The sequence below is a fragment of the Streptomyces sp. NPDC091289 genome (assembly GCF_044757365.1).
Classification (GTDB): domain Bacteria; phylum Actinomycetota; class Actinomycetes; order Streptomycetales; family Streptomycetaceae; genus Streptomyces.
The window spans coordinates 237,999-263,010 of the sequence record NZ_JBIVUT010000008.1; the positions used below are offsets into that span (position 1 = coordinate 237,999).

Sequence of the window (25,012 nt, forward strand, 5' to 3'; positions counted from 1 at the left end):
TGGCAGTGCAGGGGCGCAGTGACATCCGTGGATGCCCTGCTCGTATTCGTCCCATGATTGCCAAGCCACATACGCCGTTTCGAACTCCCCCGAGTCATTCGAACGCCAACGTACCAGTCGGTGTCGGGGAGATCATAGGTCGCGCCATCGACAGAGGAAAACGTTTAATGGGAAACCTTTATCCGTTCCCGGTGTCTTGATTACCAAAGCATGGGTTCGGAGATCAGCGGGCCGGTGATCAAATCCAGGTGATCGCGAAGTCCGCGTATGTATGACCTGGCGCTCTCTCCGACCTTTTTGGGTCGATGGTGAGTTTTGCCGGATAGCGGAGCTTTATGCGCCGGTGGCGGAGTGACATGTCGAGGCCAGGCACGACACTGCCACGCGGGAAAAGAGACCGGTCAGCGCCCTGGGCGGGGTCTCCTGGATTGGCGTCATGGTGACAGTGCGGTTCCTGCCAGCGTCGGACAGCGACAGGGCGGGGCGCGGGCGGCCAGTCTCTAGGCATCGCCAGCCGGTCGGCCCCACGGCAGCCGGCTGAATCGCGAAGCAACCACCCGACGCCTCTCCTGGAGTATCGCCATGTCTCGAGCAGTCTCCTTTGTCACCCTTTCGCTGGTTTCCCTGATCGTGCTGGCCGGATCCTTCGCCGGTGTCGGCACGGGTGCCGCCACCCACGTGAAGGCCGACGCCGCGCCGCCCGTCGTCGCGACGCCCGACGACTTCATCTGGGGCCCGTGAGCCGAGGAGGCTCTCCGGCCCGACCCGCCCCGCCCCCGCCCCTCTCCCCGCCCTGCCCCTGCATATGGACATACAGCGACCTTCCTGGCTGAATAGAACGGTCGGCGCCGGTCGTGGCGCGACCGATCCAGCAAGGGGACAGCATGAGTGGGAGCAGCCCCGCCGCGCGGTTGCAGCGGCTCTTCGAGGGCCACCGGCTCACACCCACCCAGCGGCGCATCGCGCACTGCATGGTCCGCCGGGCCGCCGACGCCCCGTTCCTCTCCAGCGTCGAGCTGGCCGAGCTCGCCGGGGTCAGTCAGCCCTCCGTCACCCGCTTCGCCGTCGCCCTCGGATTCGACGGCTATCCGGCGCTGCGCAGGCACCTGCGCGAGGTCGCGCCCGCCGACGCGGAGCAGGAGGACGCGGGGGAGACGTACAACGAGTACCAGCAGGCCGTCCGCGCCGAGATCGAGAACCTCCAGCACCTCTGTGACGTGCTCGCCGACCCCGCACCCGTCGAGCGGGCCGGGCGACTGCTCGCCGGCTCCCGGCCGCTGCCCGTGCTGGGGCTGCGCGCCGCCTCCTCCCAGGCACGCGGGTTCGGGTACTTCGCCGCCAAGGTGCACCCCGACGTCCGGGTCCTCGACGAGGGCGGCAGCATGCTGCCCGACCGGATCGACTCCGCCCGCCGGGCCGGGGCCACCGCCCTGATGTGCTTCGCGCTGCCGCGCCACCCCAAGGAGACCGTGGACGCGCTCGCGTACGCCCGGGACCAGGGGCTGACCGTGGTGACGGTCGCCGACTCCGCCTTCGCGCCCGTCGCCAAGCACAGCGATCTGCTGCTCCCGGCCGCGATCGGCTCGGGGCTCTCCTTCGACACCGTCTGCGCGCCGATGCTCCTCGGCCGGGTGCTGCTGGAGGCGATGTGCGACGGACTCCCCGACGCCCAGGCGCGGTTGGAGGAGTTCGACGTACGGGCGGCGACGCGCGGCCTGTTCGTGGAGTGAGCGCCCCCGCACCCGGCCCTTTCGCGGATTCTCAGGCATCGCTCATCTGTGGCCGTTAATCTCCGCGCCCAGAAGCACCGCACGATCGGCGGTGCGCGGGATCGCGGAGATCGCGGAGATCGCGGAGTGAGAGGGGTACGGACGTGGGGCGCGGAGGACAGTCGCTGGCGAGAGTGGCCGTGACCGTACGGGCCGGGGCGGCGCCGCTGTGGTGGGCGGGGCTGGTGCCGCGGCGGCCGGGGCGTTCGTCCCGGGGCTGACCGGTCGCCGGATCGGGCTGCTGGCCGGGGCGGCGCTCTTCCTCGTCACCGCCGCCGTCGTGGCCCTGGCGCGCGGGAAGCGTTACGCCGAGCTGGCCCGGAGCGCCTCGCGTGCCGGCCGGGGCGACTTCCTCCAGGACCGGGCCGTGACCGTACGGGGGTGGCGGCGCGGGCGCAGGTGGTGGCTGCTGGGGACGTTCGTCGTCGCGGTGGCGTCCTCGTTCGCGCTGCCGGGCGCGGGCGGGCTGATGCTCGCGGGGGCGGGCGCCGGTCTCTGGGCGAAGGCCGTACGCATCGGACAGCGCGAGCGCCGCGAGGACGTCCTGTACTGGGTGCGCACCGACTGGTCCGGACCCGGGAGCCCGGTCGGCAAGCGGGTGAAGGCCCACCGGACGACGGGCCCGGAGGCGGGGGACGCCGCGCCGGGCGGGGCGCGGCGTCGCCGCCGGTGAGTGCTTCCGGCGTTCCCGAAGGTCGCGAAGATTCCGGGGTGCTCAGACCTCCAGGTCGGCCTCGATCTTCTTCAGCTGATGGCGGGCCATCGCCAGGTTCGCCCGGCTGGAGTCCAGCACCAGGTAGAGGAACAGGCCGTTGCTGCCACGGGACTTGAGCAGCCGGATCAGGTGGTACTGGGTGCCGAGCGTGATCAGGATGTCCTCGATCCCGTCCTTGATGCCCAGCTGCTCCATGGTGCGGAGCTTGGCGCGGACCACATCGGTGTTGCCCGCGGCGGCGACCTCCAGATTGAAGTCCTTGCCGCCGCCGAGCGTGCCCAGGGCCATCCCGCTCGTGTAGTCGACGAGGGCGACACCCGTGGTGCCCTCGATCGAGCTCATCGCTTCCTTCAGTGACGCTTCGGTGTTCGCCATGGAGGCTCGTTTCCTTTCCCTGGCCGGTCGCGGTGACCGGGTCCGATTCTGTGCGGGCTTCTGCGTGGGGGCGGGCTTCCGCGTGGGGCGGTGCGGCATGGTCTACGTGGGGCGCTGCGGCAGGGCGCGGTCCGGCGCGGTGGCGGGGCGCGGGGGTGCGGCGCGGGCGGCGGTGGCGGGGCGCTCGGTGCGGGCCAGCGCGGCGTCGACGAGTTCGCCGATCCGGGCGCCCGCGCGGCGGCCCTCCAGATGGAGCCGGCCGACGTTGATGCGGTCCTCGGCCAGCAGGGTCAGAACGGCGGAGGAGCCCGCGGCGTAGGTGGCGATGTAGCCGCTGCCGCCGCGGACCAGCAGCTCACGGAAGCCGCCCCGGCCGGTGGCGTCGGTCATCCGGATCGATACGCCGAGGGCGGCGGCGGTGAGGGCGGCGACGCCCTCCGCCTCGACGCCCGGGGTGTCGTGGGCCAGGACCAGCCCGTCGGTGGAGGCGGCCAGCGCCCCGGAGAGCAGCGGGACCCGGGCCCGTAACCGCTGGAGCTCGTCGAGGACATCACGTACTTCGGCCTCGGGCACCATCAGCTGTCTCCTCCCGGCACGCTGTCTGAGCGCGCGTATCACAGGGCCTCCAATGCGTCTCGGAGCCGGCGCAGCAGGGCGATATCGGGGTCGGCCGTCACTTCGGGAAGCGTGATCCGGCCGGATCCGGAAGCGGAGGCGTCCGGCAGGGGCTGGGCGCGGACCGCCTCCACCAGGCCGGCCGCCGCCAGCCGTCGCAGGTCGACCAGGATGTGGAACGCCGAACGGCCCAGCGCCTGCGCGATGTCCGAGGCCGTACGGACCCCGTCGGCCAGCTCCAGGATCCGGCGCTGCCGGGCCGGGACCGGGGCGTCGGACGGGTGGGCCGCCGGCCGGCGGAGCGGCGCGCTGTCGCAGGCGGGGTCGGGCCAGATCCGGTCCAGGAACTCCCGTCTGCGCAGCGTCTCGCGCTCCACGGCGGCCACCGGGACGGGCCGCACCGGACCGATCCAGTGCGCGACCCCGTAACGGAAGCGGGCGGGCGTCCCGGTCGGGGCGAGGGCGAAGAACGCGGCGTCGTACAGCGCGCCCAGGTGGCACAACTCCAGCGCGCCGCCCGGCACATGACCGCTGTCCACGAGATAGCGGCCGACCCGGCGGTGCGCCCCGGCCTGGGCCACGGCGTCCCACCAGCCCTCGTGCCGCAGGGTCCCGCCGGTGGTGAGCAGGACGTCGATGCCGGGGGTGGCGGGGCTCTCGGCGTGCACCACCTGGCCGTCGGCGAGGTAGAGCGTGCCGCGGTCGCGCATCAGGGCGCCGGTGGCCCGCTCGGCGGCGAGGCGCTGGAGCATGGGGCTCAGGACCGGGAGCCGGTCCGTCCCGGGGGTGTCGAGGTCGGCGGCTATCGCGCTCATGCCAGCACCAGGCGCTCGGCCAGCTCGCCGAGCCGCATCCGGGCGAGTGCGAGATTGCCCTCGGAGCGGTCCAGCCACAGATGCAGGAAGACGCTGCTGTCGAAAGCCGTCTCGACGAACCGGAGCATGTGGTACCCGTCGTGGGTGGTGACGATGACGTCCTCGACGGGGGTGCTCGGCGGGTCCGCGGACCGGCCGCCGTCCTCCGCTTTCGCTGCCGCTTCCGCTGCAGCTTCCGCGGCGAGGTGGGTGAAGGCCGGCTGTTCGGCGGTCATCCGGGCGACCTCCGCCGTCTCGGCGGCGGTCGCCTCGTGGTCGCCGTTGGGGGACTCCCCGATGGTGCCGAGGGCGAGACCGCTCGTCCAGTCGACCACCGAGGCGCCCCGGGCGCCGGGCAGCCTCATGACTTCGAGCAGGCACTCGTCGATTCCGGGCACGCGGATCTCCCCTCCCGACGTGGCGTACGGCTGTAACGCAGAGGCTACGCAACGTACTTACTCCAGGTGGAAGTTCTGGCATTTTCCCTTGGTACATGCGGATCGCGGTGTAAAGGGACGGCCGGAAAGCTGCGGTGGGGACGGCGGCCGGTGTCCCGTCAGGTGCTCGGGGGCGAGGTGGTGTCGTCGGCCCCTCGATCCCGCCGGTAGGAAGCGGGGGAGAGTTTCGGCGGGAAATCGACGCCCCGGGCGCAGGCTCGAGCGGCGGCGATCGTCCCGGGGGCGGCCGCCGGGACGGCAGGGATCACGCCTTCCCGGACGCGGCGCGCACCGCCCCTGTTGACTACGTCTATTCAGAGCATCAGGATGTGAATAGATTTTCACCGTCGCGAGGAGGCACCGCCATGTCAGGACCCCGCCCCGTACGGGCACCGCGCGGCAGCGCACTGACCGCCCTGGGATGGCAGCAGGAAGCCGCCCTGCGGATGCTGCAGAACAACCTCGACCCCGAGGTCGCCGAGCACCCCGACAAGCTCGTCGTCTACGGCGGCACCGGGAAGGCGGCCCGCGACTGGCGTTCGTTCGACGCGATGGTCCGCACGCTGGAGACCCTCAAGCAGGACGAGACGATGCTCGTCCAGTCCGGGCGGCCGGTCGGCGTCATGCAGACCCACGAGTGGGCGCCGCGCGTGCTCATCGCCAACTCCAACCTGGTCGGCGACTGGGCCAACTGGGAGGAGTTCCGCCGCCTGGAGGCGCTCGGCCTCACCATGTACGGCCAGATGACCGCCGGGTCCTGGATCTACATCGGCACCCAGGGCATCCTCCAGGGCACCTACGAGACCTTCGCCGCCGTCGCCGCGAAGAAGTTCGGCGGGACGCTGGCCGGGACGATCACCCTGACCGCCGGGCTGGGCGGCATGGGCGGCGCCCAGCCGCTCGCCGTCACCATGAACGACGGCGTCGCGATCTGTATCGACGTCGACCCGCGCGCCATCGAGCGCCGCATCGAGCACCGCTTCCTGGACGTGAAGGCCGACAACCTGGAGCACGCCCTCCAGCTCGCCGTCGAGGCCCGCGACGCCCGCCGCCCGCTCTCCATCGGCCTCCTCGGCAACGCCGCCGAACTGCTGCCCCGGATGCTCGCCGAGAGCGCGCCGATCGACATCGTCACCGACCAGACCAGCGCCCACGACCCGCTGGCCTACCTCCCGCTCGGCGTCGACTTCGACGACATGGCCGACCTCGCCGCCGAGAAGCCCGCCGACTTCACCCAGCGCGCCCGTGAGTCGATGGCCCGCCACGTCGAGGCCATGGTCGGCTTCATGGACGCCGGGGCCGAGGTCTTCGACTACGGCAACTCCATCCGCGGCGAGGCCCAGCTCGCCGGGTACGACCGCGCCTTCGACTTCCCCGGCTTCGTCCCCGCCTACATCCGCCCCCTCTTCTGCGAGGGCAAGGGCCCCTTCCGCTGGGCCGCGCTGTCCGGCGAGGCCTCCGACATCCACAAGACCGACAAGGCGATGCTGGAGCTCTTCCCGGAGAACGAGTCGCTGCACCGCTGGATCAAGATGGCCGGCGAGCGCGTCCACTTCCAGGGGCTGCCCGCCCGCATCTGCTGGCTCGGCTACGGCGAGCGCGACAAGGCCGGCGAGCGGTTCAACGACATGGTCGCCAGCGGCGAACTGGCCGCCCCGCTGGCCATCGGCCGCGACCACCTCGACTGCGGCTCCGTCGCCTCCCCGTACCGCGAGACCGAGGCCATGCTCGACGGCTCCGACGCCATCGCCGACTGGCCGCTGCTCAACGCCATGGTCAACGTCGCCTCCGGCGCCTCCTGGGTCTCCCTCCACCACGGCGGCGGCGTCGGCATGGGCCGCTCCATCCACGCGGGCCAGGTCTCCGTCGCGGACGGCACGAAGCTCGCGGGCGAGAAGATCCGCCGCGTCCTGACGAACGACCCCGGCATGGGCGTCATCCGCCACGTGGACGCCGGCTACGACATCGCCGAGAACGTCGCCGCCGACCAGGGCGTACGCGTCCCGATGACGGAGGGCAACTGATGCCCACGGGCACCTCCGGGGGTGCGCCCGGCACGTTGCGGCAGTGGCGTGCGGGTGACTCCTTCCTCTCGATGTGGCGGGAGCTGGCCCCCGTCGGACGCCACCCCGACAGCGGCGGCTACCGGCGTTACGCCTGGTCGCCGGCGGACCTCGACTGCCGGGCCTGGTTCCGGACCCAGGCCGAGGCGCGCGGTCTGACCCTGGAGACCGACCGCAACGGCAACCAGTGGGCCTGGCTCGGCGACCCCCTGGCCGGGGACGCCGTCGTCACCGGCTCGCACCTGGACTCCGTCCCGGACGGCGGCGCCTTCGACGGCCCCCTCGGCGTGGTCTCCTCCTTCGCCGCGCTCGACGAACTCCACCGCAGGGGAGTGGAGTTCACCCGGCCTCTCGCGATCACCAACTTCGGTGACGAGGAGGGCGCCCGCTTCGGCCTCGCCTGCGTCGGGTCCCGGCTCGCCGCCGGACAGCTCGCCGTCGCCGACGCCCGCCGGCTGCGCGACGCGGACGGCATCACGCTGCCCGCCGCCATGGAGGCCGCCGGATACGACCCCGGGACCATCGGCCCCGACCCGGAACGGCTCGCCCGGATCGGCGCGTTCGTCGAACTCCACGTCGAGCAGGGCCGCGCCCTCGACCTGACCGGCGACCCCGTCGGCATCGCCTCCGCCATCTGGCCGCACGGCCGCTGGCGGTTCGACTTCCGGGGCGAGGCCAACCACGCGGGCACCACCCGCCTCGCCGACCGCCGCGACCCGATGCTCACGTACGCCGAGACCGTCCTCGCCGCCCGCCGCGAGGCCGAACTGACCGGCGCGCTCGCCACCTTCGGCAAGATCGCGGTCGAGCCCAACGGCGTCAACGCCATCCCCTCCCTCGTACGCGGCTGGCTCGACTCCCGCGCCGCCGACCAGGCCACCCTGGACGCCGTCGTCACCGGCATCGAGCGCGCCGCCCGCGAGTACGCCGAGAAGGCCGGGATCGACCTCGACGTCGTCCGCGAATCCTTCACGCCCGTCGTCGAGTTCGAGCACGCCCTGCGCGACGAGCTCGGCAGGATCCTGGAGCGGACCGGCGACACGGGACGGCCCGTGCCCGTCCTCGGCACCGGCGCGGGCCACGATGCGGGTATTTTGTCCGCCTCGGCGCCCACCGCCATGCTCTTCGTACGGAACCCCACCGGCATCTCGCACTCACCCGCCGAGCACGCCGCCGAGGACGACTGCACGGCCGGGGTGGAGGCACTCGCCGACGTACTGGAAGGTCTCGCGTGCAGCTGACACACCGGACGACGGGCGCGCCCGTCACCGCGACGTACTGGATGGACCACGCCTGGCTCGGCACCCACGTCGAGCCGGGCGTCACCCTGGACGTCGCGGGCGGCCGCATCGCCGGGATCAGGACCGGGGTCGAGGCGCCGCCGCCCGGCGCGACCGTGCTGCGCGGCCTGACCCTCCCCGGCCTCGCCAACACCCACTCCCACGCCTTCCACCGGGCCCTGCGCGCCACCGTCCAGGTCGGCTCGGGCACCTTCTGGACCTGGCGCGAGCTGATGTACCGCACGGCCTCCCGGCTCACCCCCGACACCTACTTCGACCTGGCCCGCGCCACGTACGCCGAAATGGCCCTGGCCGGCATCACCTCCGTCGGCGAATTCCACTATCTGCACCACGCCCCCGGCGGCACCCCCTACGCCAACCCGAACGCCATGGGCGAGGCGCTGATCGCGGCCGCCGCCGAGGCCGGCATCCGGATCACCCTGCTGGACACCGCCTATCTCGCCGCCGGATTCGGCGAGAAGCCCAACCGGCACCAACTGCGCTTCTCCGACACCACCGCCGAGGCCTGGGCCGAGCGCGCCTCCCTCCTCAAGGGCGACGACCACACCCTGATCGGCGCGGCCGTCCACTCCGTCCGGGCGGTCCCGGCGGACCAACTGGCCACCGTCGCCGCCTGGGCCGAGGAACGGAACGCCCCGCTCCACGTCCATCTCTCCGAGCAGACGGCGGAGAACGACGCCTGCCGGGCCGCCCACGGCCGCACCCCCACCCGGCTGCTGGCCGACCACGGGGTCCTCGGCCCGCGCACCACCGGCATCCACAACACCCACCTCACCGAGGCGGACATCGACCTGCTCGGCTCCTCGGCGACGGGCACCTGCATGTGCCCCACCACCGAACGCGACCTGGCCGACGGCATCGGCCCCGCCGCCGCCCTCCAGAAGGCGGGCTCGCCGCTCTCCCTGGGCAGCGACAGCCACGCCGTGATCGACCTTTTCGAAGAGGCGCGCGCGATGGAGCTCAACGAGCGGCTGCGCACCCACATCCGGGGCCACTGGACCGCCGCCGCCCTGCTCCGGGCCGCCTCCGCCGACGGGCACGCCGCACTCGGCCGCCCCGACGCGGGCATCCTGGAACCGGGCGCCCCCGCCGACCTGACGACGATCGCCCTGGACTCCGTCAGAACGGCCGGACCGGTGCCCCGACTGGCAGCGGAGACCGCCGTATTCGCCGCCTCCGCCGCTGATGTGCGGCACACGGTCGTGGCAGGCCGGCACATCGTGAAGGACGGCCGTCACTCCCAGATCGAGGACGTGCCCCGGGCGCTGGCGACAGCCATCGCCGCCCTGCACGGCTGAGCGCCGGACGTGACCGCCCCGCACCACCGACCCCGGACCCCACGGGCCGGATCCACCCCGCTGATCCGGCCCTCGCGGAACGCAAGGAGAACACTCTCCAGATGACGACCACCGCCGTCACCCACATCGCCAGCCTGGTCACCAATGACCCCTCCCTCGGCAACGGGACCCCCCTGGGCCTGATCCAGGACGCGGCCGTCGTCATCGAGGGCGACCGCATCGTCTGGACCGGTGAATCCAGCAAAGCACCCGCCACTGACAACGTCCTCGACGCCGCCGGCCGCGCGGTGATCCCGGGCTTCGTCGACTCCCACTCCCACCTGGTCTTCGCGGGCGACCGCACCCAGGAGTTCAACGCCCGGATGTCCGGGCAGCCCTACCGCGCGGGCGGCATCCGCACCACCGTCGCCGCCACCCGGGCCGCCTCCGACGAGGAGCTCTCGGCCAACGTCGCCCGCTACCTCGCCGAGGCCCTGCGCCAGGGCACCACCACCTTCGAGACCAAGTCCGGCTACGGCCTCACCGTCGAGGACGAGGCCCGCGCCCTGCGCATCGCCGGCCGCCACACCGACGAGGTCACCTACCTCGGCGCCCACATCGTGTCCCCCGACTACGCCGACGACCCCGCCGGATACGTCGACCTGGTCACCGGCCCGATGCTGGAGGCCTGCGCCCCGCACGCCCGCTGGATCGACGTGTTCTGCGAGCAGGGCGCCTTCGACGGCGACCAGGCCCGCGCCATCCTCACGGCGGGCCGCGCCAAGGGCCTGCACCCCCGCATCCACGCCAACCAGCTCACCTACGGCCCCGGCGTCCAGCTCGCCGTCGAGCTCGACGCCGCGTCCGCCGACCACTGCACCCACCTCACCGACGCGGACGTCGACGCGCTCGGCCAGGGCAACACGGTGGCGACCCTGCTCCCCGGCGCGGAGTTCTCCACCCGCGCCACCTGGCCCGACGCCCGCCGCCTCCTCGACGCGGGGGCCACCGTCGCGCTCTCCACGGACTGCAACCCCGGCTCGTCGTTCACCTCGTCGGTGCCGTTCTGCATCGCGCTGGCCGTGCGTGACATGGGGATGACCCCGGACGAGGCCATCTGGTCCGCCACCGCCGGCGGGGCCGCAGCCCTGCGGCGCACGGACATCGGCCGCATCACCCCCGGCGCCCGCGCCGACCTGGTCCTCCTCGACGCCCCGAGCCACGTCCACCTCGCCTACCGCCCGGGCGTCCCGCTGGTCAGCGCGGTGTGGCGGAGCGGACAGCGGGTGGTGTGACGGGCGGCCCGGGGACCGCCGCCGGGACCCAGTCACGCTCCGGCCACGCGTACGCGTCGAAGCCGTCGGGGAGTTTCCCGCAGCCCGCGTAGGCGCTGACGGTGTACGTTCCCGTCTCCCGGTACCAGCGCGCGTCGACGTGCTCCACCTGCTGCACGTCGTCCTCGCCGGCCGGGTTGCGGAAGCGGAAGCCGGGCCGGTCCACGCCGGTGTCGACGAGGGTCCAGCCTTCGCGTTCCAGCCGCGCCCGCATCCGCAGCAGGCCGGACCGGGCGACGTCCTCCGGGACGGCCGTCACCTGCCAGGCCAGGCCGAAGCTTCTGACATCCGGGCGGCCCCGGTCGATGTGGGCCAGGCTCCGCAGCCCTCGGTAGTAGCAGGTGCCCGTCTCCACCCGGCCGCGCCCCACCTCGGGCCGGCCGGGCAGCGCGGCCTCGTCGTAGGCGCGCTGGGCCTGGACCTTGAGCCGGACGGCGATGCGGTCGGGGTCGGCCTTCGGATAGGGCGGACCGTTCCACAGCCAGGCGAGTGCGGCTACCGTCGCCGCCACGGCGACCGCCGCGCAGAGGGCGACGAGGGCGCGGGCGGCGCGGGACCGGGGAAGACGTGGACGACGCCGACGGGGAGCCGTGCGGTACCAGGGATGGGGCCACGGGCGGATCCGGGTCCGGGGCGGGTTCATGATCGAACGCTAGGAGCCGGCGGTCACCGGACGCCTCCGGTGACGTACTCAGCATGGATGAGTAGCCGATCCGGCCCCGGCGCACCGCCCGACACGCGGAAGGACCCGCTCCCGGTATCCGGGGCGGGTCCTTCCGCGGTGCTCTACGGCCCGTGGAGCCCCGTGGCGAGGCGGCGGGGCCGGGTGCGGTCATTCCTCCAGGGTCAGACCCTTACGGAGCTTGGTCAGCGTCCGGGAGAGCAGCCGGGACACGTGCATCTGCGAGATGTTCAGCTCCTCGCCGATCTCCGACTGCGTCATGTTGCTGACGAAGCGGAGCGAGAGGATCATCCGGTCCCGGGAGGGCAGCGCGGCGATCAGCGGCTTCAGCGACTCGACGTACTCGATGCCTTCGAGCCCGTGGTCCTCGTAGCCGATGCGGTCCGCGAGGGCGCCCTCGTTGTCGTCCTCCTCGGGCTTGGCGTCCAGCGAGCTCGCGGTGTACGCGTTGCTCGCGGACATGCCCTCGACGACCTCTTCCGGCGTGATGCCGAGGCGCTCGGACAGCTCCGCCACGGTGGGCGCGCGGTCCAGCTGCTGGGAGAGCTCGTCGCCCGCCTTCGCCAGGTCGAGCCGCAGCTCCTGGAGCCGGCGCGGCACGCGCACGGACCAGCTGGTGTCACGGAAGAAGCGCTTGATCTCGCCGACGATCGTCGGCATCGCGAAGGTGGGGAACTCCACCCCGCGGCTCAGCTCGAACCGGTCGATCGCCTTGATCAGGCCGATCGTGCCGACCTGGACGATGTCCTCCATCGGCTCGCTGCGGGAGCGGAACCGGGAGGCGGCGAACTTGACGAGCGCGAGGTTCAGCTCGACGAGGGTGTTGCGTACGTAGCTGTACTCGTGGGTGCCCTCTTCGAGGGACTCCAGCCGCTCGAAGAGCGTCTTCGACAGGGCCCTGGCGTCCAGAGCTCCCACTTCGGCGTAGGGCGGGATCTCGGGAAGGCCTTCGAGTCCCTCGCCGGCCGCGCCGGAGAAGTCTGAGGTGGTGCCGGTGGTGCCAGTGGTGCCGGATGCACTGGTGGTGCTGGTGGAGCTGGTGCGCGGGCCGGGAACGGCGCTCGCGGCGGGGGAGTCGGAATTGGTCGGTCCCTGAGGACATGCCGACGACGCGTTGTGGGTACGCGCTTCGTCGAGCCGGGGTGACATGGTTCTCCTCCATCGTTCTCGGCATATGGCTGCCGATGCCCATACGTGTTCCTGCGGTGAAGCGGCGCCTCCAAAGCCGGTCGTGTTTTAGGTGTCCCTCTACCCATACCCGGTCCTGGCCAGCAGTGACAAGCGCCAATTACTGCTATATGTCCGGTTTGTTGAGGTCTCCGACTACCGCGTGGCGAACGGAACGCGTACTGTTTTACGCACGTCGGCGGCAGCTACGCATACAGCCGCACAGGCAGTGACGCGCACAGTGACGAACGGCGAAGAGGGACAGGCATGGACCGCGGGACGGTCGGCAGTGCGAACCGGGGTCGGCTTCAGGTCGACGCCCGGACCGAGGGGCGCAGCGAGGTCGTGACGCCGGTGGGTGAGCTCGATCACCACACCGCCGATCTGCTGCGCGAGCCCCTGGAGAGTGCGGTCGAGCAGGGGCGGTCACGCCTGGTGGTCGACTGCTCCCGCCTGGATTTCTGCGATTCCACCGGGCTGAACGTACTGCTCGGCGCCCGTCTCAAGGCGGAGGCGGCCGGAGGAGGGGTTCATCTGGCCGGAATGCTGCCCGTCGTGGCGAGGGTGTTCGAGATCACCGGCGCGGAGGCGGTCTTCACCGTCCACGCCACGCTCGAAGAGGCCCTGGCCACCTGACCCGGCATGAGCGTGCGACCGTGGACGTCTCCGATGTCGGCTGTATCACGCGATCGTGTGCCCCAAGTGGGTGTTGTTGCGAAACGGCAGGGCAGGAGACACCCCGGCGGTGCCCCGCGAGGGCTCCGGCACACTCGGTAACTGATCACTATCTGTTCAACGGCGACATGGCGACATGGCGAATCGGTGAGGTGAAGCGCTGATGAGCACCACCCGGCAGCATCCGCCGGGCGACCTCGGTCGCGAGCCGGACGAAGCGGGCGCAGCCTCGCCCGCCCCGGCCGAGCGGCAGTGGCGCACGCTCTCACTCGGGCAGGCCGGCGGCATCGTTCCGACGGCCCGTGACTTCGCCCGGCAGGCGCTGCACGACTGGGGCTGGCTCCCGGCCTCCAGCGCGGACCGCCGGGCCGCCGCCGAGGACGTCCTGCTCGTCGTGTCCGAGCTGGTGACCAACGCCTGTCTGCACGCGGAGGGCCCCGAGGAGCTCCGGATCGGCCGCACCCCCAAGGTGCTGCGGGTGGAGGTCGTCGACCGGGGAGCCGGACAGCCCGCACCCCGCACGCCGCACCGCGCGGGTCGGCCCGGCGGGCACGGCATGTTCATCGTGCAGCGTCTCTGCCTCGACTGGGGCGTCCTGCGTACGCCGGACGCCCCGGGCAAGACGGTCTGGGCGGAGCTGGCGGCCCCGGCCTAGCCGCGCCCCCACCCGTACACCTCACCGGTACGCCTCCGGCGCACCTCTCACCAGCACCGACAAGAGCGCGCCGGATCGGCGCGCTCTTTGTCTTCCCTCCATCAGGCCCCGGGCGTACCTTGAGCGCCAAATCTGATGTGCCGTCAGTAATGCGCGCCCGTAAGGATCATGGCGCGCGGCGGCGTCCGGCATGAGGGGAACACGAGGTGTCGAACCAGAAGCGGACCACTCTCGCGCTGGCGGCTGCGCTGGCAGGATCGATCGTGGTGGCGGGCGCGCCCGCCGCGCACGCCGAGGTCGTGGACGTCAACTACCAGTGCGTGACGCCCATCGGGCCCAAGGGGGCGGTCTCGCCCATCGATATCAAGGGCGTCAAGAGCGGCGCCGGCTACAAGCTCACCATGTCCTTCCAGAAGGGCGTCTCCTCCAGCCCGGTCGAACTGGGCAAGGGGGCCATGAATCCGAGCGCCGTGATCGAGCTGGGCGGCGCGGAGGAGGGGAAGGTCCAGGTCTCCGGTCCCGCGAACGCCGAGGCGATTCCGGCCAACACCCCCATCAAGATCAGTGACTTGTCGGGGACGTACACCCCGAAGAAGAGCGGCAAGGTCACCTTCACCGCCGGGGTCCTCACCATCAAGGCCCTCGGTACGACGACCACCTGTACGCCCAAGAACAGCCCCGGGCCCTCCCTGGAACTCGACGTCCAGGGGTCGGGCGGTTCATCGGACGGCGGTTCCACGGGCGGTGGATCCACGGATGGCGGCTCCACAGGTGGCTCCACCGGCGGCAGTTCGGCCGGCGCTTCGGGCGGCGGCGAACTGCCCCGCACCGGCCCGCTGGACTCGGCGGCGGCGCTCGGCACGCTCGGCGGCACCGTGCTGCTGACCGGCGCGGCCGGAGTGCTCTGGCTGACCCGGCGAGGGCAGCGCTCCGCAGGCTGATCCCTCCCCGGCAGAGGAGCCGCCCATGTCGCCACCCATCCCGCGCCTCCGCCGGGCGCTGCTCGTCCTCACGGCGGTGCTCGCCGCGCTGCTGTGCGCGCTCACGTCGCTCCCGGCCGCCGCGGCCGCTGCCGATGACGACGGCCCGGCGGACTGGACGGCCCGGCCCGCCGGCGGCACCGACCGGGAGGCCAGGCCGTACGTCTATCTGGAGGGCACCCCCGGCACGGTCCTCCAGGACCGCCTCGCGGTGACCAACTCCGGACGCGATCCGCTGACCGTACGGCTACGGGGCGACGGCCGGGCCGGGTCCTGGATCCGGTTCGCCACGGAAACGGGCACGGGCACGGAGACGGACACAGGCACGGGCACGGAGACAGGCACGGGTACAGGCACAGACACGGGCACGGACACCGTCACCGTCCCGGCCCGGACCCGTGCCGAGGTGCCGTTCGCCCTCACGGTGCCGCCCGACGCGGTGCCCGGCGACGCTTCCGGGGAGGTCGTGGCGGTCGACGAGGGCGAGGAGGTCCGCGTACCGATACGGGTCCGGATCGGCGGCGCGACGCTGGCGGCGCTCACCGTCGAGGACGTCGAGATATCCGGCGGGACCATTCGGTACGCCCTGGTCAACCGGGGCAACGCGATGCTGGAGCCCCGGCTGGCGGTCCGCGTCGACGGGGTGTTCGGCACGCTGCTGGACCGCCCGGAACGGCCCCTGCCGCTGGAGCTGGCCCCCGGCCGCCGGGTGGAGCGGACCGAACCCTGGCCCGACGCCCCGGCCCTGGACGCGGTCACCGTACGGCTGAGGGTCACCGCCCCGGGGGGCGCCCGGGACGAGGCGGAGGCCTCCGCGACGTACGTCCCGGTGGCCCCGGCCGTCGGCGTCGGACTGCTGGTCCTCGGCGCCCTGGCCGTGCTCGGCTCCGGCGCGTACCGGCGGCGACGACGAACCGGGCGGGGTGACCCGGAACCGGAACCGCCGGACAAGGAATCGGCAGGCGACCGACAACCGACCACAGAAACAGAAGCAGAAACAGAGACAGAAACAGAGACAGAGACGAGGCCCTCGGTGAAGGCGGGACCCCTGGTGAAGGCGGGAGCGGAATCGTGACGCAGCAGCCCGGCCCCCGAGTCCTCCGGCGCACCGCGTCGCCCGCCCTCCTGCTCCTGGCCGCCCTCCTGGCGCTCCTGCCCGCCCTGTTCGTCCTCACCGCGCCGGACGCCCGGGCGGCCGACGGCGACCCCACCGTCACCCTGTCCAAGAAGGAGGCGGGCAAGGGTGGCGAGATCACCGTCAGCGGCAGCGGATGGCGCGCCGAGGCGTTGCTGATGCTGCTGATCTGCGGGCAGTCCACGCCGGAGCGGGGCGTGATCGGCGGCACCAACTCCTGTGCCAACGCCGACGGCCGCGCCGTCACGACCGACAAGAAGGGCGCCTTCAGCAAGAAGCTCCCGGTCACCGAACCGCCGAAGCCATGTCCCTGCGTGGTGCACGTCGCCACGGTGACGGGCGAACAGACGCTGGCCGACGCGGTGTTCGCGGTGGCGGGCCACCCCACGGCGGAGCTGCCGCGGCAGACCGGCGGCGGGAAGCTCGCGGTGCTGGCCACCACCCGGCTGGAGGGCGACAGCTCCCTGCTCACCTGGTTCGGGGCCCCGCCCGCCCGCCACCTGGTCTTCACCGTGGGCAATCTCGGCTCCGCCCCCGTCAAGGACCCCGTCTTCGAGATCGGCACCGCGCACGGCGTCTACGCGCCGCAGTGGGAGGAACGTCAGTGGCGCGGCACGGTCGCCCCCGGCGGCAAGGCGCAGATCAAGCTGCCGGTCGAACTGTCCGCGGGCGCGCACGGCGACTACCAGGTCTCCCTGCGGTACGGGGAGAAAGTGCTGGCCGAGCAGCCGTGGGGGGTCGGCCGCCCCTGGGGCGTCACGCTCTTCTGGGTCCTGCTCTGCCTGGTCGTCCCGGCGGCCGTCTTCCGTATCGGCATGGCGGTCGTGGACAAGGTCAGGCCCCGCCCCGCCGGCTCGCACCGTACGCCGACGCCGGCCGCGTGGCGGAGGCCGAAGCCGCGCCGGCACACGGCCACGAGCGACAGCCAGGACGGGGCCACGGCCGTGCTGCCCTGGTTCACCCCGGATTCCGCACCGTCAGAGAACCGACCCCGACCCACGACGAAGGGACAAGCGTGAGCACGCAACGGAGGATGAGCGCGGCCGGAGTCGCGCTGATGCTCGGCGGCGCGGGCATCCTGATGGCCGCGAGTCCGGCCCAGGCCGCCGAGGTCAGTTACGCGACGGAGTGCGTTCCGCCGCCGATCTCGGGACTGCCCGCGGTGCAGGGCACCACGAAGGTGGAGCTGACCGCCCCGGCCGAGGCGAAGGTGGGCGACGAGATCGAGGTCGTCTGGAAGACGGTCGAGGCCGCGTCCAAGAACCCGGACGTGCTGGACCTGGGAGCGGACACGGTCAAGCCGACCGGGACCGTCACCCTGGGCGGTGCGGCGAGCGGCGAACTGAAGCTGGAGGGCCCGCGGCAGAACCCGCCCATTCCGAAGAACAGCCCCATGGTGCTGCCCGACATGAAGGGCACGCTGAAGCTGGAGGCCGCCGGGGAGATCACGCTGACGCCGGGCGCGTACAACATCAACGTGTCCAAGCCGATCTCCACCGACACCAAGTGCGCGCCGAAGGAGGAGGTCCAGCCCGGCGCCACGATCAAGGTCACCGAGGGCGGCGGCGACACCACCGGCGGCACGACCTCCGGAGGCGCGGACACCGGTGGTACGACGACCGGCGGCGCCGACGGCGGCACGGACGCGGGCGGCACCACCTCCGGAGGAAGTGACTCCGGTGGAAGCGACTCCGGAGGCACCGCTTCCGGGGGAGGCGACTCCGGGGGAAGCGACTCCGGCGGGAGCACCGGCGGCGGGGGCGGCGAGACCGACTTCCCCGGCGAGGAGGTGTCCGTCGCCTACGCGTGCAAGACCCCGATCGGGGACAAGAACGCCACCTCGCCCGTCCGGATCAGCGCCAAGAAGAACGGCGGTGACTACGACCTGACGGTGGAGTTCAGCAAGTCCGTGATGGACAGCCCGATCGACATCCCGGCGGGCCAGGTCAAACCGTCCATGGACGTCAAGCTGGGCGGCGCGGACCAGGGCACGGTCAAGGTCGAGGGACCGCTGAACAAGGAGGTCATCAAGACCGGGGCCCCGATCGAGATCCCCGACCTCACCGGCACGTACAAGCCCGGCGCGAGCGGCAAGTCCACGCTCAGCCCCGGCGTCCTGACGGTGATGGCCGCCGGTACGACGACGACCTGCACCCCGCCCGACGACGTGGCGGTCTCCCTGGAGCTGGACACCTCCGCCCAGCCGGGCGGCGCGTCCGGCGGCAGCGGGAACGGCGGCGCGGCGGGCTCCGGCGGAGCGGCGGCGTCCGGCGGCGGCACGGACTCCGGCGGCGGCCTGGCCGACACCGGGGCCGAGGCCGACGGCGCGCTGCGGGCGCTCGGCCTGGTCGCCGGCACGGCGATCCTGCTGGGCGGCGCGGTGTTCACGTTCACCCCGTGGCGGAAGCTGCGCGGCATGCGCTGAGCCCCCCGGCCCTCCGGAGATAGGCCGAGGGGCCGCCGCACCGGAGATCTCCGGTGCGGCGGCCCCTCGCCGTACATCCCTGCGGGCGTCCGTCAGCGGACGTTGCCCATGAGCTGCTTGACCTTGCCGCGGTAGATGAAGATCGCGATACCGGCGGCGACGGCGAGCGTCGCCTCCAGGGCCACGACCCCGGTGCCGTTGAGCTCCACACCGGCCAGCGAGAGCAGACCCGTGGTGCAGTCACCGGCGGTGACGGCGAGGAACCAGACACCCATCATCTGGCTGGCGTACTTCTCCGGAGCCATCTTCGTCGTGACGGAGAGGCCGACCGGAGAGAGCGTCAGCTCGGCCACGGTCTGGATGAAGTAGATCGCGACCAGCCACATCGCGGCGGCCTTGTGGCCGTCGCCCGCGATGGTCAGCGGCATCAGGAAGACGAAGAACGAGGCGCCGACCAGCACGAGACCGGAGCTGAACTTCACGATCGTGCTCGGCTCCTTGCCGCGCCGGTTCAGGGCGAGCCAGAAGGTGGCGAAGACCGGCGCGAGCGCCATGATCAGGACCGGGTTGACCGACTGGTACCAGGAGACCGGGAAGTCCCAGCCGAAGACGCTGTTCTCGGCCGAGGACTCGGCGAAGATCGCCAGCGTCGAGCCGCCCTGGTCGTAGATCATCCAGAAGATGGCCGCGGCCACGAAGAACCAGATGTAGCCGGTCATCTTCGACTGCTCGGTGTCGCTGAGCTCCTTGTCGCGCTTGATGCGCGTCAGGACCATGATCGGAATGACCAGACCCGCGATGGTGATCGGGACCAGCAGCCAGTTCAGCGTGTAGACACCGGTGACGACCGTGCCTATGTAGAAGACGGCCGCGACGCCCAGCCAGATCATCGACTTGCGCAGCGTGGCGGCGCGCTCGTCCCTGGAGAGCGGCTTCGGGACGACGAGGCTGCGCTCGTTCAGGTGGCGGGTGCCCACGAGGAACTGGATGACGCCCAGGCCCATGCCGAGCGCGGCGAGGGCGAAGCCGAGGTGCCAGTTGACGTTCTCGCCGATGGTGCCGATCACCAGGGGGGCCGCGAAGGCGCCCATGTTGATGCCCATGTAGAAGATCGTGAAGCCACCGTCGCGGCGCGGGTCGTCCGGGCCGTCGTAGAGGTGGCCGACCATCGTCGAGATGTTGGACTTCAGCAGGCCGGACCCGATCGCCACGAGGCCGAGACCGGCGAAGAACGTGGCCTCGGAAGGCAGGGCCAGGGTCAGGTGACCCAGCATGATCACGCCGCCCGCGATGGCGACGGTCTTGCGCGGGCCCCAGACCCGGTCGCCGAACCAGCCGCCGGGCATGGCGAGCAGGTACACCAGCGACAGGTAGACCGAGTAGATCGCGGTTGCCGTGCCGGCGTTCATGTCGAGCCCGCCGGGCGCGATCAGGTAGAGCGGGAGCAGTGCCCTCATGCCGTAGTAGCTGAAGCGCTCCCACATCTCCGTCATGAAGAGTGTGGCCAGGCCGCGGGGGTGGCCGAAGAAGGTCTTCTCGCCGGAACTGGGCGAATCCTTCGTCAGGCTGGACGCCATGGTCGATCCTTGCTGGTCGGGACGCGACGCCTCGTGAGCGGTACGCGCCCGGTGGGGGGCAGCCGGCACCGGCGCGGCATACCCCATCCCCACGCCTGAGGGGGACGTGCTCCGCGCGGCCGGGCTCCTGTACGGAGATTCGGCGGCGGAGCGGGGAAGAACCGCGTCGGGATCCACACCCGTCACGCGCTTGCGCGCTCCGGGCCCGGCTCACAGGTCATTCACTCAAAGCGGGCCGGCGGGAACCGGCCCCGCACACAAAAGGGACCCTTGGCGCTCATGGCTGCCCAAAGGTCCTTGAGTAGTGCAACAGGCGTCGGGACACCATACGACACGACACAGCAGGATATGGAAGGACTTGAGACATGGATCACAGGTCCTGGTGGAACCACACTCCCATATTCAAAGGTCCCCGTCCTCTTTATGGCGCTGACCCGCAGGTGGCGTCGTGGGCCTCACTTCCGGACCTCCGTCCGGACTACCATCAGTCCATGACCCGTGTACTGCTCGCCGAGGACGACGCATCCATCTCGGAGCCACTGGCCCGCGCACTGCGTCGGGAGGGTTACGAGGTCGAGGTTCGCCAGGACGGTCCGACCGCGCTCGACGCCGGACTCCAGGGCGGCATCGACCTGGTCGTTCTCGACCTGGGGCTGCCCGGGATGGACGGTCTCGAAGTCGCCCGCAGGCTCCGGGCCGGCGGCCACACCATCCCGATCCTGGTGCTGACCGCCCGCGCCGACGAGGTCGACACGGTGGTCGGCCTGGACGCGGGCGCCGACGACTACGTCACCAAGCCGTTCCGGCTCGCCGAGCTGCTCGCCCGGGTCCGCGCCCTGCTGCGCCGCGGCGCCTCCGAGCCCGTCCCGCAGCCCGCCACCCACGGTGTCAGGATCGACGTCGAGTCGCACCGGGCCTGGATGGGCGAGGAGGAACTCCAGCTCACCGCCAAGGAGTTCGACCTGCTGCGGGTCCTGGTCCGGGACGCCGGCCGGGTCGTCACCCGCGACCAGCTGATGCGCGAGGTCTGGGACACCACCTGGTGGTCCTCCACCAAGACCCTCGACATGCACATCTCCTGGCTGCGCAAGAAGCTCGGCGACGACGCCGCCAATCCGCGCTACATCGCCACCGTCCGGGGCGTCGGCTTCCGGTTCGAGAAGAGCTGACGTACGAAGCTCCCATGCGCTCTGAGAACCGCCCCGACCGCCCCGACGGCCCCATGAGGCGGCGGACATGCGCCGCCGGCTGATCAACTCCACGCTCGCCGTGGTGCTCGTCGTCATCGCCGTCTTCGGCGTCTCGCTGGTGATCGTGGAGACCCGCACCATCAGCGCCAGCGCCCAGGAGAGCGTCGAGTCCGAGGCGCTCCGGCTGATCAGCGTCGTCGAGAGCCGGCTGCTGGGCGACGAGGCGATCAACTCCGGCGTGCTCGCCGAGCAGATCGACCCGGCCCGGTTCGCCCTGATCGAGATCCCCGGCCGCGAGCCCATCGGCGTCGGCGAACGTCCCACCGGCAGCGTCCTGCGCGCCGTCGAGACCGGGGAGCAGGGCGAGAAGGTCACCGTCGAGGAGTCCCGCTCGGCCGTCACCCGCGAGGTCGGGCGCACACTCCTGATCATCGGTGCGGTGGCGCTGCTGGCGATCGTCTCGGCCGTGCTCCTCGCCGTACGCCAGGCCAACCGGCTGGCCTCCCCGCTCACCGACCTCGCCGAGACCGCCGAACGCCTCGGCTCCGGGGACCCCCGCCCCCGCCACAAGCGGTACGGGGTGCCCGAGCTGGACCGGGTCGCGGATGTGCTGGACTCCTCGGCCGAGCGGATCGCCCGGATGCTGACCGCCGAACGCCGGCTGGCCGCGGACGCCTCGCACCAGCTGCGGACGCCGCTGACCGCGCTCTCCATGCGGATCGAGGAGATCTCGGTCACCGACGACCCCGAGACGGTGAAGGAGGAGGCGAACATCGCCCTCACCCAGGTCGAGCGCCTCACCGACGTCGTCGAGCGGCTCCTGACGAACTCCCGCGACCCGCGCACCGGCTCCGCCGTCGTCTTCGACCTCGACGAGATCGTCAAGCAGCAGCTCGAGGAGTGGCGCCCCGCCTACCGCAGCGCCGGCCGCGCCCTCGTCTGCTCCGGCAAGCACGGGCTGCGGGCCGTCGGCACCCCGGGAGCGGTCGCCCAGGTCCTGGCGGCGCTGATCGAGAACTCCCTCATGCACGGCGGCGGCACCGTCGCCCTGCGCACCCGCGTCACCGGGAACCAGGCGGTCATCGAGGTCACCGACGAGGGCCCCGGCGTCCCCGCCGAACTGGGGGCACGGATCTTCGAGCGGACCATCAGCGGCCGCAACTCCACCGGCATCGGCCTGGCCGTCGCCCGCGACCTCGCGGAGGCGGACGGCGGACGGCTGGAGCTGCTCCAGCAGCACCCTGCGGTCTTCGCGCTCTTCCTCAGCCGGGTCCCGGTCGACCGCCAGACCCCTGAGCGCCCGGTGCGCTGAACAACGACGCTCCTGAGCGCCCGGTGCGCTGAACAACGACGCCCCTGAGCGCCCCGTGCGCTGAACAACGACGGGAGCGGCGGGTCAGTTCCGTACGGGGTCGGGCGTTACCCGCTCTTCCGCCGGCCTGCGCTGCTCCAGAAACCGTTCCGCGCTCAGCACGGCCTCCTTGGCGGGCAGGCTCTTGAAGACCCAGGTCCGGTAGGACCAGAAGCGGAACAGGGTGGCGATCCCGATGCCGACGATCTTGAAGACATTGCTCTGGACCGGGCTGTTCCAGCCGAAGCCGTACGTCGCCAGGTACAGCACGCCCGTCTCGATCACCGCGCCCGCCGCGCTGAACAGCAGGAAGAGGGCCAGCTCACGGGTCCGGCCGGTCTTGTCGCGGTCCCGGTAGGTCCAGTAGCGGAAGCCCACGTAGTTGAAGAGGATCGCGACGAACGTCGCCAGCACGCTCGCCCGGACCACCTGGAGGTCCGTCGTGTGCCGCAGCAGGTTGAAGACCGCGATATTGACCAGCAGGCCGAAAGCGCCGACCGCGCCGAACTTGGCGACCTCCCGGGCCAGCAGCTCAAGCCGGGTCCGCAGTGCGCCCGGTTCGCTCATGGTGATCGCTGGTCCCGTCCGTCGGAAGGCGTCTGGATGACGTGTCGACGTAACCACGTCAACCCCGCCATGCTAACCAGCCCTCCCGTGTGACGCCCCGGAGATGCCCGGGAGCCCGCCGGGGGCGGCACCCGGACGGCGTCCCGGGCGCCCCGGCGCGCCCGATACCCTGGAGGCGTGACGTTCCCGGTAGTCGGCATGGTCGGCGGCGGTCAGCTCGCCCGTATGACCCACGAGGCGGGTATCCCCCTCGGCCTGAAATTCAAGCTTCTCAGTGACACTCCCCAGGACTCGGCGGCCCAGGTGGTCAGCGAGGTCGTCATCGGCGACTATCGCGACCTGGACACGCTGCGCGCCTTCGCGCGCGGCTGCGACGTGATCACCTTCGATCACGAGCATGTGCCGACCGAGCATCTGCGGGCCCTGGAGGCGGACGGCATCCCCGTGCGCCCCGGCCCCGATGCCCTGGTGCACGCCCAGGACAAGGGGGTGATGCGCGCCAAGCTCCTGGAGATCGGTGCCCCCTGCCCCCGTAACCGCATCGTGAGCGACCCGGCCGACGCCGCCGCGTTCGCCGAGGAGACCGGGGGATTCCCCGTCATCCTCAAGACCGTGCGCGGCGGCTACGACGGCAAGGGCGTCTGGGTGGTCCGCTCCGAGGCGGACGCGGCCGATCCGTTCCGCGCCGGCGTTCCGGTCCTCGCGGAGGAGAAGGTCGACTTCGTACGGGAGCTGGCGGCCAACATCGTCCGCTCGCCGCACGGCCAGGCCGTCGCCTACCCGGTCGTCGAGTCCATCCAGGTCGACGGCGTCTGCGACACGGTGATCGCCCCGGCGCCCGACCTGTCCGAGCAGCTGGCCGGCGAGGCCCAGCAGCTCGCGCTCCGCATCGCCGCCGAGCTGGACGTCGTCGGCCACCTCGCCGTCGAGCTGTTCGAGACCCGTGACGGCCGCATTCTGGTCAACGAGCTGGCGATGCGCCCGCATAACTCGGGCCACTGGACCCAGGACGGCGCGATCACCTCCCAGTTCGCCAACCACGTACGGGCGGTCCTCGACCTCCCCCTCGGCGACCCGCGCCCGCGCGCGCCCTGGACGGTCATGTGCAACGTCCTGGGCGGTGACTACCCGGACATGTACCAGGCGTATCTGCACTGCATGGCCCGCGACCCGCAGCTCAAGATCCACATGTACGGCAAGGACGTGAAGCCCGGCCGCAAGGTCGGACACGTCAACACCTACGGCGACGACCTGGCGGACGTGCGGGAGCGCGCCCGGCACGCGGCCGACTACCTGCGAGGAACGATCACCGAATGACTTCCCCCGGCACCGGATCCCCCGCCGCACCGCTCGTCGGCATCGTCATGGGCTCGGACTCCGACTGGCCCGTCATGGAGGCGGCGGCCAAGGCGCTCGACGAGTTCGAGATCCCGTACGAGGTCGACGTCGTCTCCGCCCACCGCATGGCACGCGAGATGATCGCTTACGGCGACGCGGCAGCGGGCCGCGGCCTGAAGGCGATCGTCGCGGGCGCGGGCGGCGCCGCCGCGCTGCCCGGCATGCTGGCCTCGGTCACCCCGCTGCCGGTCATCGGCGTCCCGGTGCCGCTGAAGTACCTGGACGGCATGGACAGCCTGCTCTCCATCGTCCAGATGCCGGCCGGGGTCCCCGTCGCCACCGTCTCCGTCGGCGGCGCGCGCAACGCGGGCCTGCTGGCCGCCCGGATCCTCGCCGCGAGCGACCCCGCGCTCCAGGAGCGGATGCAGGAGTTCCTGCAGGAGCTGAACGACCAGGCCACCGAGAAGGGCAAACGTCTGCGCGCCAAGGTCCAGGGCGCGGACTCCTTCGGCTTCGGAAAGTAGGGCAGG

General features: G+C 71.8%; 24 protein-coding genes and 1 pseudogene. 17 read left to right on the plus strand and 8 right to left on the minus strand.

Annotated features, from left to right (window positions below):
* Positions 1-582 precede the first annotated feature (582 nt).
* The 3 genes and pseudogenes from ACIQPT_RS13105 (at position 583) to ACIQPT_RS13115 (ending at position 2,442) form a co-directional block, all read left to right on the plus strand.
* Positions 583-741 (plus strand): hypothetical protein, encoded by a 159-nt coding sequence (locus ACIQPT_RS13105; RefSeq protein WP_401155463.1) that lies wholly within the window; start codon positions 583-585, stop codon positions 739-741.
* A gap of 143 nt (positions 742-884) precedes the next feature.
* Positions 885-1,730, plus strand: a complete 846-nt coding sequence (locus tag ACIQPT_RS13110) for a MurR/RpiR family transcriptional regulator (protein WP_401155465.1) — start codon at positions 885-887, stop codon at positions 1,728-1,730.
* Positions 1,731-1,903: 173 nt separating this feature from the next.
* A pseudogene (locus ACIQPT_RS13115) lies at positions 1,904-2,442 on the plus strand (hypothetical protein).
* A 42-nt stretch (positions 2,443-2,484) separates the two neighbouring features.
* Here the strand turns inward: ACIQPT_RS13115 and ACIQPT_RS13120 are convergent.
* The 4 genes from ACIQPT_RS13120 to ACIQPT_RS13135 form a co-directional block, all read right to left on the minus strand.
* The gene (locus ACIQPT_RS13120; protein WP_401155467.1) at positions 2,485-2,859 is read right to left on the minus strand and encodes a hypothetical protein; all 375 of its coding nucleotides are present in this window, start codon (positions 2,857-2,859) and stop codon (positions 2,485-2,487) included.
* 102 nt (positions 2,860-2,961) lie between these two features.
* Complete coding sequence (locus ACIQPT_RS13125) at positions 2,962-3,435, minus strand: roadblock/LC7 domain-containing protein (protein ID WP_401155468.1); 474 nt, start codon at positions 3,433-3,435, stop codon at positions 2,962-2,964.
* 38 nt (positions 3,436-3,473) lie between these two features.
* Positions 3,474-4,289, minus strand: coding sequence for a winged helix-turn-helix domain-containing protein (locus ACIQPT_RS13130; protein ID WP_401155469.1), 816 nt, complete (start codon positions 4,287-4,289; stop codon positions 3,474-3,476).
* Positions 4,286-4,726, minus strand: coding sequence for a hypothetical protein (locus ACIQPT_RS13135; protein ID WP_401155471.1), 441 nt, complete (start codon positions 4,724-4,726; stop codon positions 4,286-4,288). The genes ACIQPT_RS13130 and ACIQPT_RS13135 overlap by 4 nt, the downstream gene beginning before the upstream one ends.
* 404 nt (positions 4,727-5,130) lie before the next feature.
* Here ACIQPT_RS13135 and hutU point away from each other — a divergent pair, with 404 nt between their 5' ends.
* The 4 genes from hutU to hutI all read left to right on the plus strand — a co-directional run bounded on the left by hutU (position 5,131) and on the right by hutI (position 10,701).
* Positions 5,131-6,789, plus strand: a complete 1,659-nt coding sequence (hutU, locus tag ACIQPT_RS13140) for a urocanate hydratase (RefSeq protein ID WP_401155473.1) — start codon at positions 5,131-5,133, stop codon at positions 6,787-6,789.
* Positions 6,789-8,069 (plus strand): allantoate amidohydrolase, encoded by a 1,281-nt coding sequence (locus ACIQPT_RS13145; protein ID WP_401155475.1) that lies wholly within the window; start codon positions 6,789-6,791, stop codon positions 8,067-8,069. Before hutU ends, ACIQPT_RS13145 begins: the two co-directional genes overlap by 1 nt.
* Positions 8,060-9,427, plus strand: a complete 1,368-nt coding sequence (locus ACIQPT_RS13150) for a formimidoylglutamate deiminase (protein WP_401155477.1) — start codon at positions 8,060-8,062, stop codon at positions 9,425-9,427. The genes ACIQPT_RS13145 and ACIQPT_RS13150 overlap by 10 nt, the downstream gene beginning before the upstream one ends.
* 101 nt (positions 9,428-9,528) lie before the next feature.
* A complete protein-coding gene (gene hutI / locus ACIQPT_RS13155; protein WP_401155478.1) occupies positions 9,529-10,701 on the plus strand; it encodes an imidazolonepropionase in 1,173 nt (390 codons plus the stop codon).
* Here the strand turns inward: hutI and ACIQPT_RS13160 are convergent.
* Together ACIQPT_RS13160 and ACIQPT_RS13165 are read right to left on the minus strand one after the other, a co-directional pair.
* A complete protein-coding gene (locus ACIQPT_RS13160) occupies positions 10,664-11,383 on the minus strand; it encodes a hypothetical protein (RefSeq protein WP_401155480.1) in 720 nt (239 codons plus the stop codon). The two genes, hutI and ACIQPT_RS13160, sit on opposite strands and share 38 nt — an antisense overlap.
* A gap of 189 nt (positions 11,384-11,572) precedes the next feature.
* Positions 11,573-12,571 (minus strand): RNA polymerase sigma factor SigF, encoded by a 999-nt coding sequence (locus ACIQPT_RS13165; RefSeq protein WP_401155481.1) that lies wholly within the window; start codon positions 12,569-12,571, stop codon positions 11,573-11,575.
* 285 nt (positions 12,572-12,856) lie between these two features.
* Here ACIQPT_RS13165 and ACIQPT_RS13170 point away from each other — a divergent pair, with 285 nt between their 5' ends.
* The 6 genes from ACIQPT_RS13170 to ACIQPT_RS13195 all read left to right on the plus strand — a co-directional run bounded on the left by ACIQPT_RS13170 (position 12,857) and on the right by ACIQPT_RS13195 (position 18,459).
* Entirely contained in the window at positions 12,857-13,225 is a 369-nt protein-coding gene (locus ACIQPT_RS13170; RefSeq protein ID WP_189525497.1) for an STAS domain-containing protein, read from the plus strand.
* A 202-nt stretch (positions 13,226-13,427) separates the two neighbouring features.
* A complete protein-coding gene (locus tag ACIQPT_RS13175) occupies positions 13,428-13,919 on the plus strand; it encodes an ATP-binding protein (RefSeq protein WP_401155483.1) in 492 nt (163 codons plus the stop codon).
* 206 nt (positions 13,920-14,125) lie between these two features.
* Positions 14,126-14,860: a peptidase gene (locus ACIQPT_RS13180; RefSeq protein WP_401155485.1), complete on the plus strand. Its 735-nt coding sequence runs from the start codon at positions 14,126-14,128 to the stop codon at positions 14,858-14,860.
* A 25-nt stretch (positions 14,861-14,885) separates the two neighbouring features.
* Complete coding sequence (locus ACIQPT_RS13185) at positions 14,886-15,974, plus strand: hypothetical protein (RefSeq protein WP_401155487.1); 1,089 nt, start codon at positions 14,886-14,888, stop codon at positions 15,972-15,974.
* Complete coding sequence (locus ACIQPT_RS13190; protein WP_401155489.1) at positions 15,971-17,053, plus strand: hypothetical protein; 1,083 nt, start codon at positions 15,971-15,973, stop codon at positions 17,051-17,053. The genes ACIQPT_RS13185 and ACIQPT_RS13190 overlap by 4 nt, the downstream gene beginning before the upstream one ends.
* Before the next feature lie 14 nt (positions 17,054-17,067).
* A complete protein-coding gene (locus ACIQPT_RS13195) occupies positions 17,068-18,459 on the plus strand; it encodes a hypothetical protein (protein WP_401155581.1) in 1,392 nt (463 codons plus the stop codon).
* A gap of 92 nt (positions 18,460-18,551) precedes the next feature.
* On the opposite strand, the gene ACIQPT_RS13200 is transcribed toward ACIQPT_RS13195, so the two are convergent.
* Complete coding sequence (locus tag ACIQPT_RS13200) at positions 18,552-20,036, minus strand: oligopeptide:H+ symporter (protein ID WP_401155491.1); 1,485 nt, start codon at positions 20,034-20,036, stop codon at positions 18,552-18,554.
* A 491-nt stretch (positions 20,037-20,527) separates the two neighbouring features.
* Between ACIQPT_RS13200 and ACIQPT_RS13205 the strand changes: the two genes are divergently transcribed.
* Entirely contained in the window at positions 20,528-21,205 is a 678-nt protein-coding gene (locus tag ACIQPT_RS13205) for a response regulator transcription factor (protein WP_007450117.1), read from the plus strand.
* A 67-nt stretch (positions 21,206-21,272) separates the two neighbouring features.
* The gene (locus ACIQPT_RS13210) at positions 21,273-22,538 is read left to right on the plus strand and encodes an ATP-binding protein (RefSeq protein ID WP_401155493.1); all 1,266 of its coding nucleotides are present in this window, start codon (positions 21,273-21,275) and stop codon (positions 22,536-22,538) included.
* Positions 22,539-22,622: 84 nt separating this feature from the next.
* On the opposite strand, the gene ACIQPT_RS13215 is transcribed toward ACIQPT_RS13210, so the two are convergent.
* A complete protein-coding gene (locus ACIQPT_RS13215; RefSeq protein ID WP_401155494.1) occupies positions 22,623-23,144 on the minus strand; it encodes a GtrA family protein in 522 nt (173 codons plus the stop codon).
* Positions 23,145-23,321: 177 nt separating this feature from the next.
* Between ACIQPT_RS13215 and ACIQPT_RS13220 the strand changes: the two genes are divergently transcribed.
* Positions 23,322-24,461, plus strand: coding sequence for a 5-(carboxyamino)imidazole ribonucleotide synthase (locus ACIQPT_RS13220; protein WP_401155496.1), 1,140 nt, complete (start codon positions 23,322-23,324; stop codon positions 24,459-24,461).
* Positions 24,458-25,006, plus strand: a complete 549-nt coding sequence (purE, locus tag ACIQPT_RS13225; protein ID WP_007450124.1) for a 5-(carboxyamino)imidazole ribonucleotide mutase — start codon at positions 24,458-24,460, stop codon at positions 25,004-25,006. The genes ACIQPT_RS13220 and purE overlap by 4 nt, the downstream gene beginning before the upstream one ends.
* Positions 25,007-25,012 lie beyond the last annotated feature (6 nt).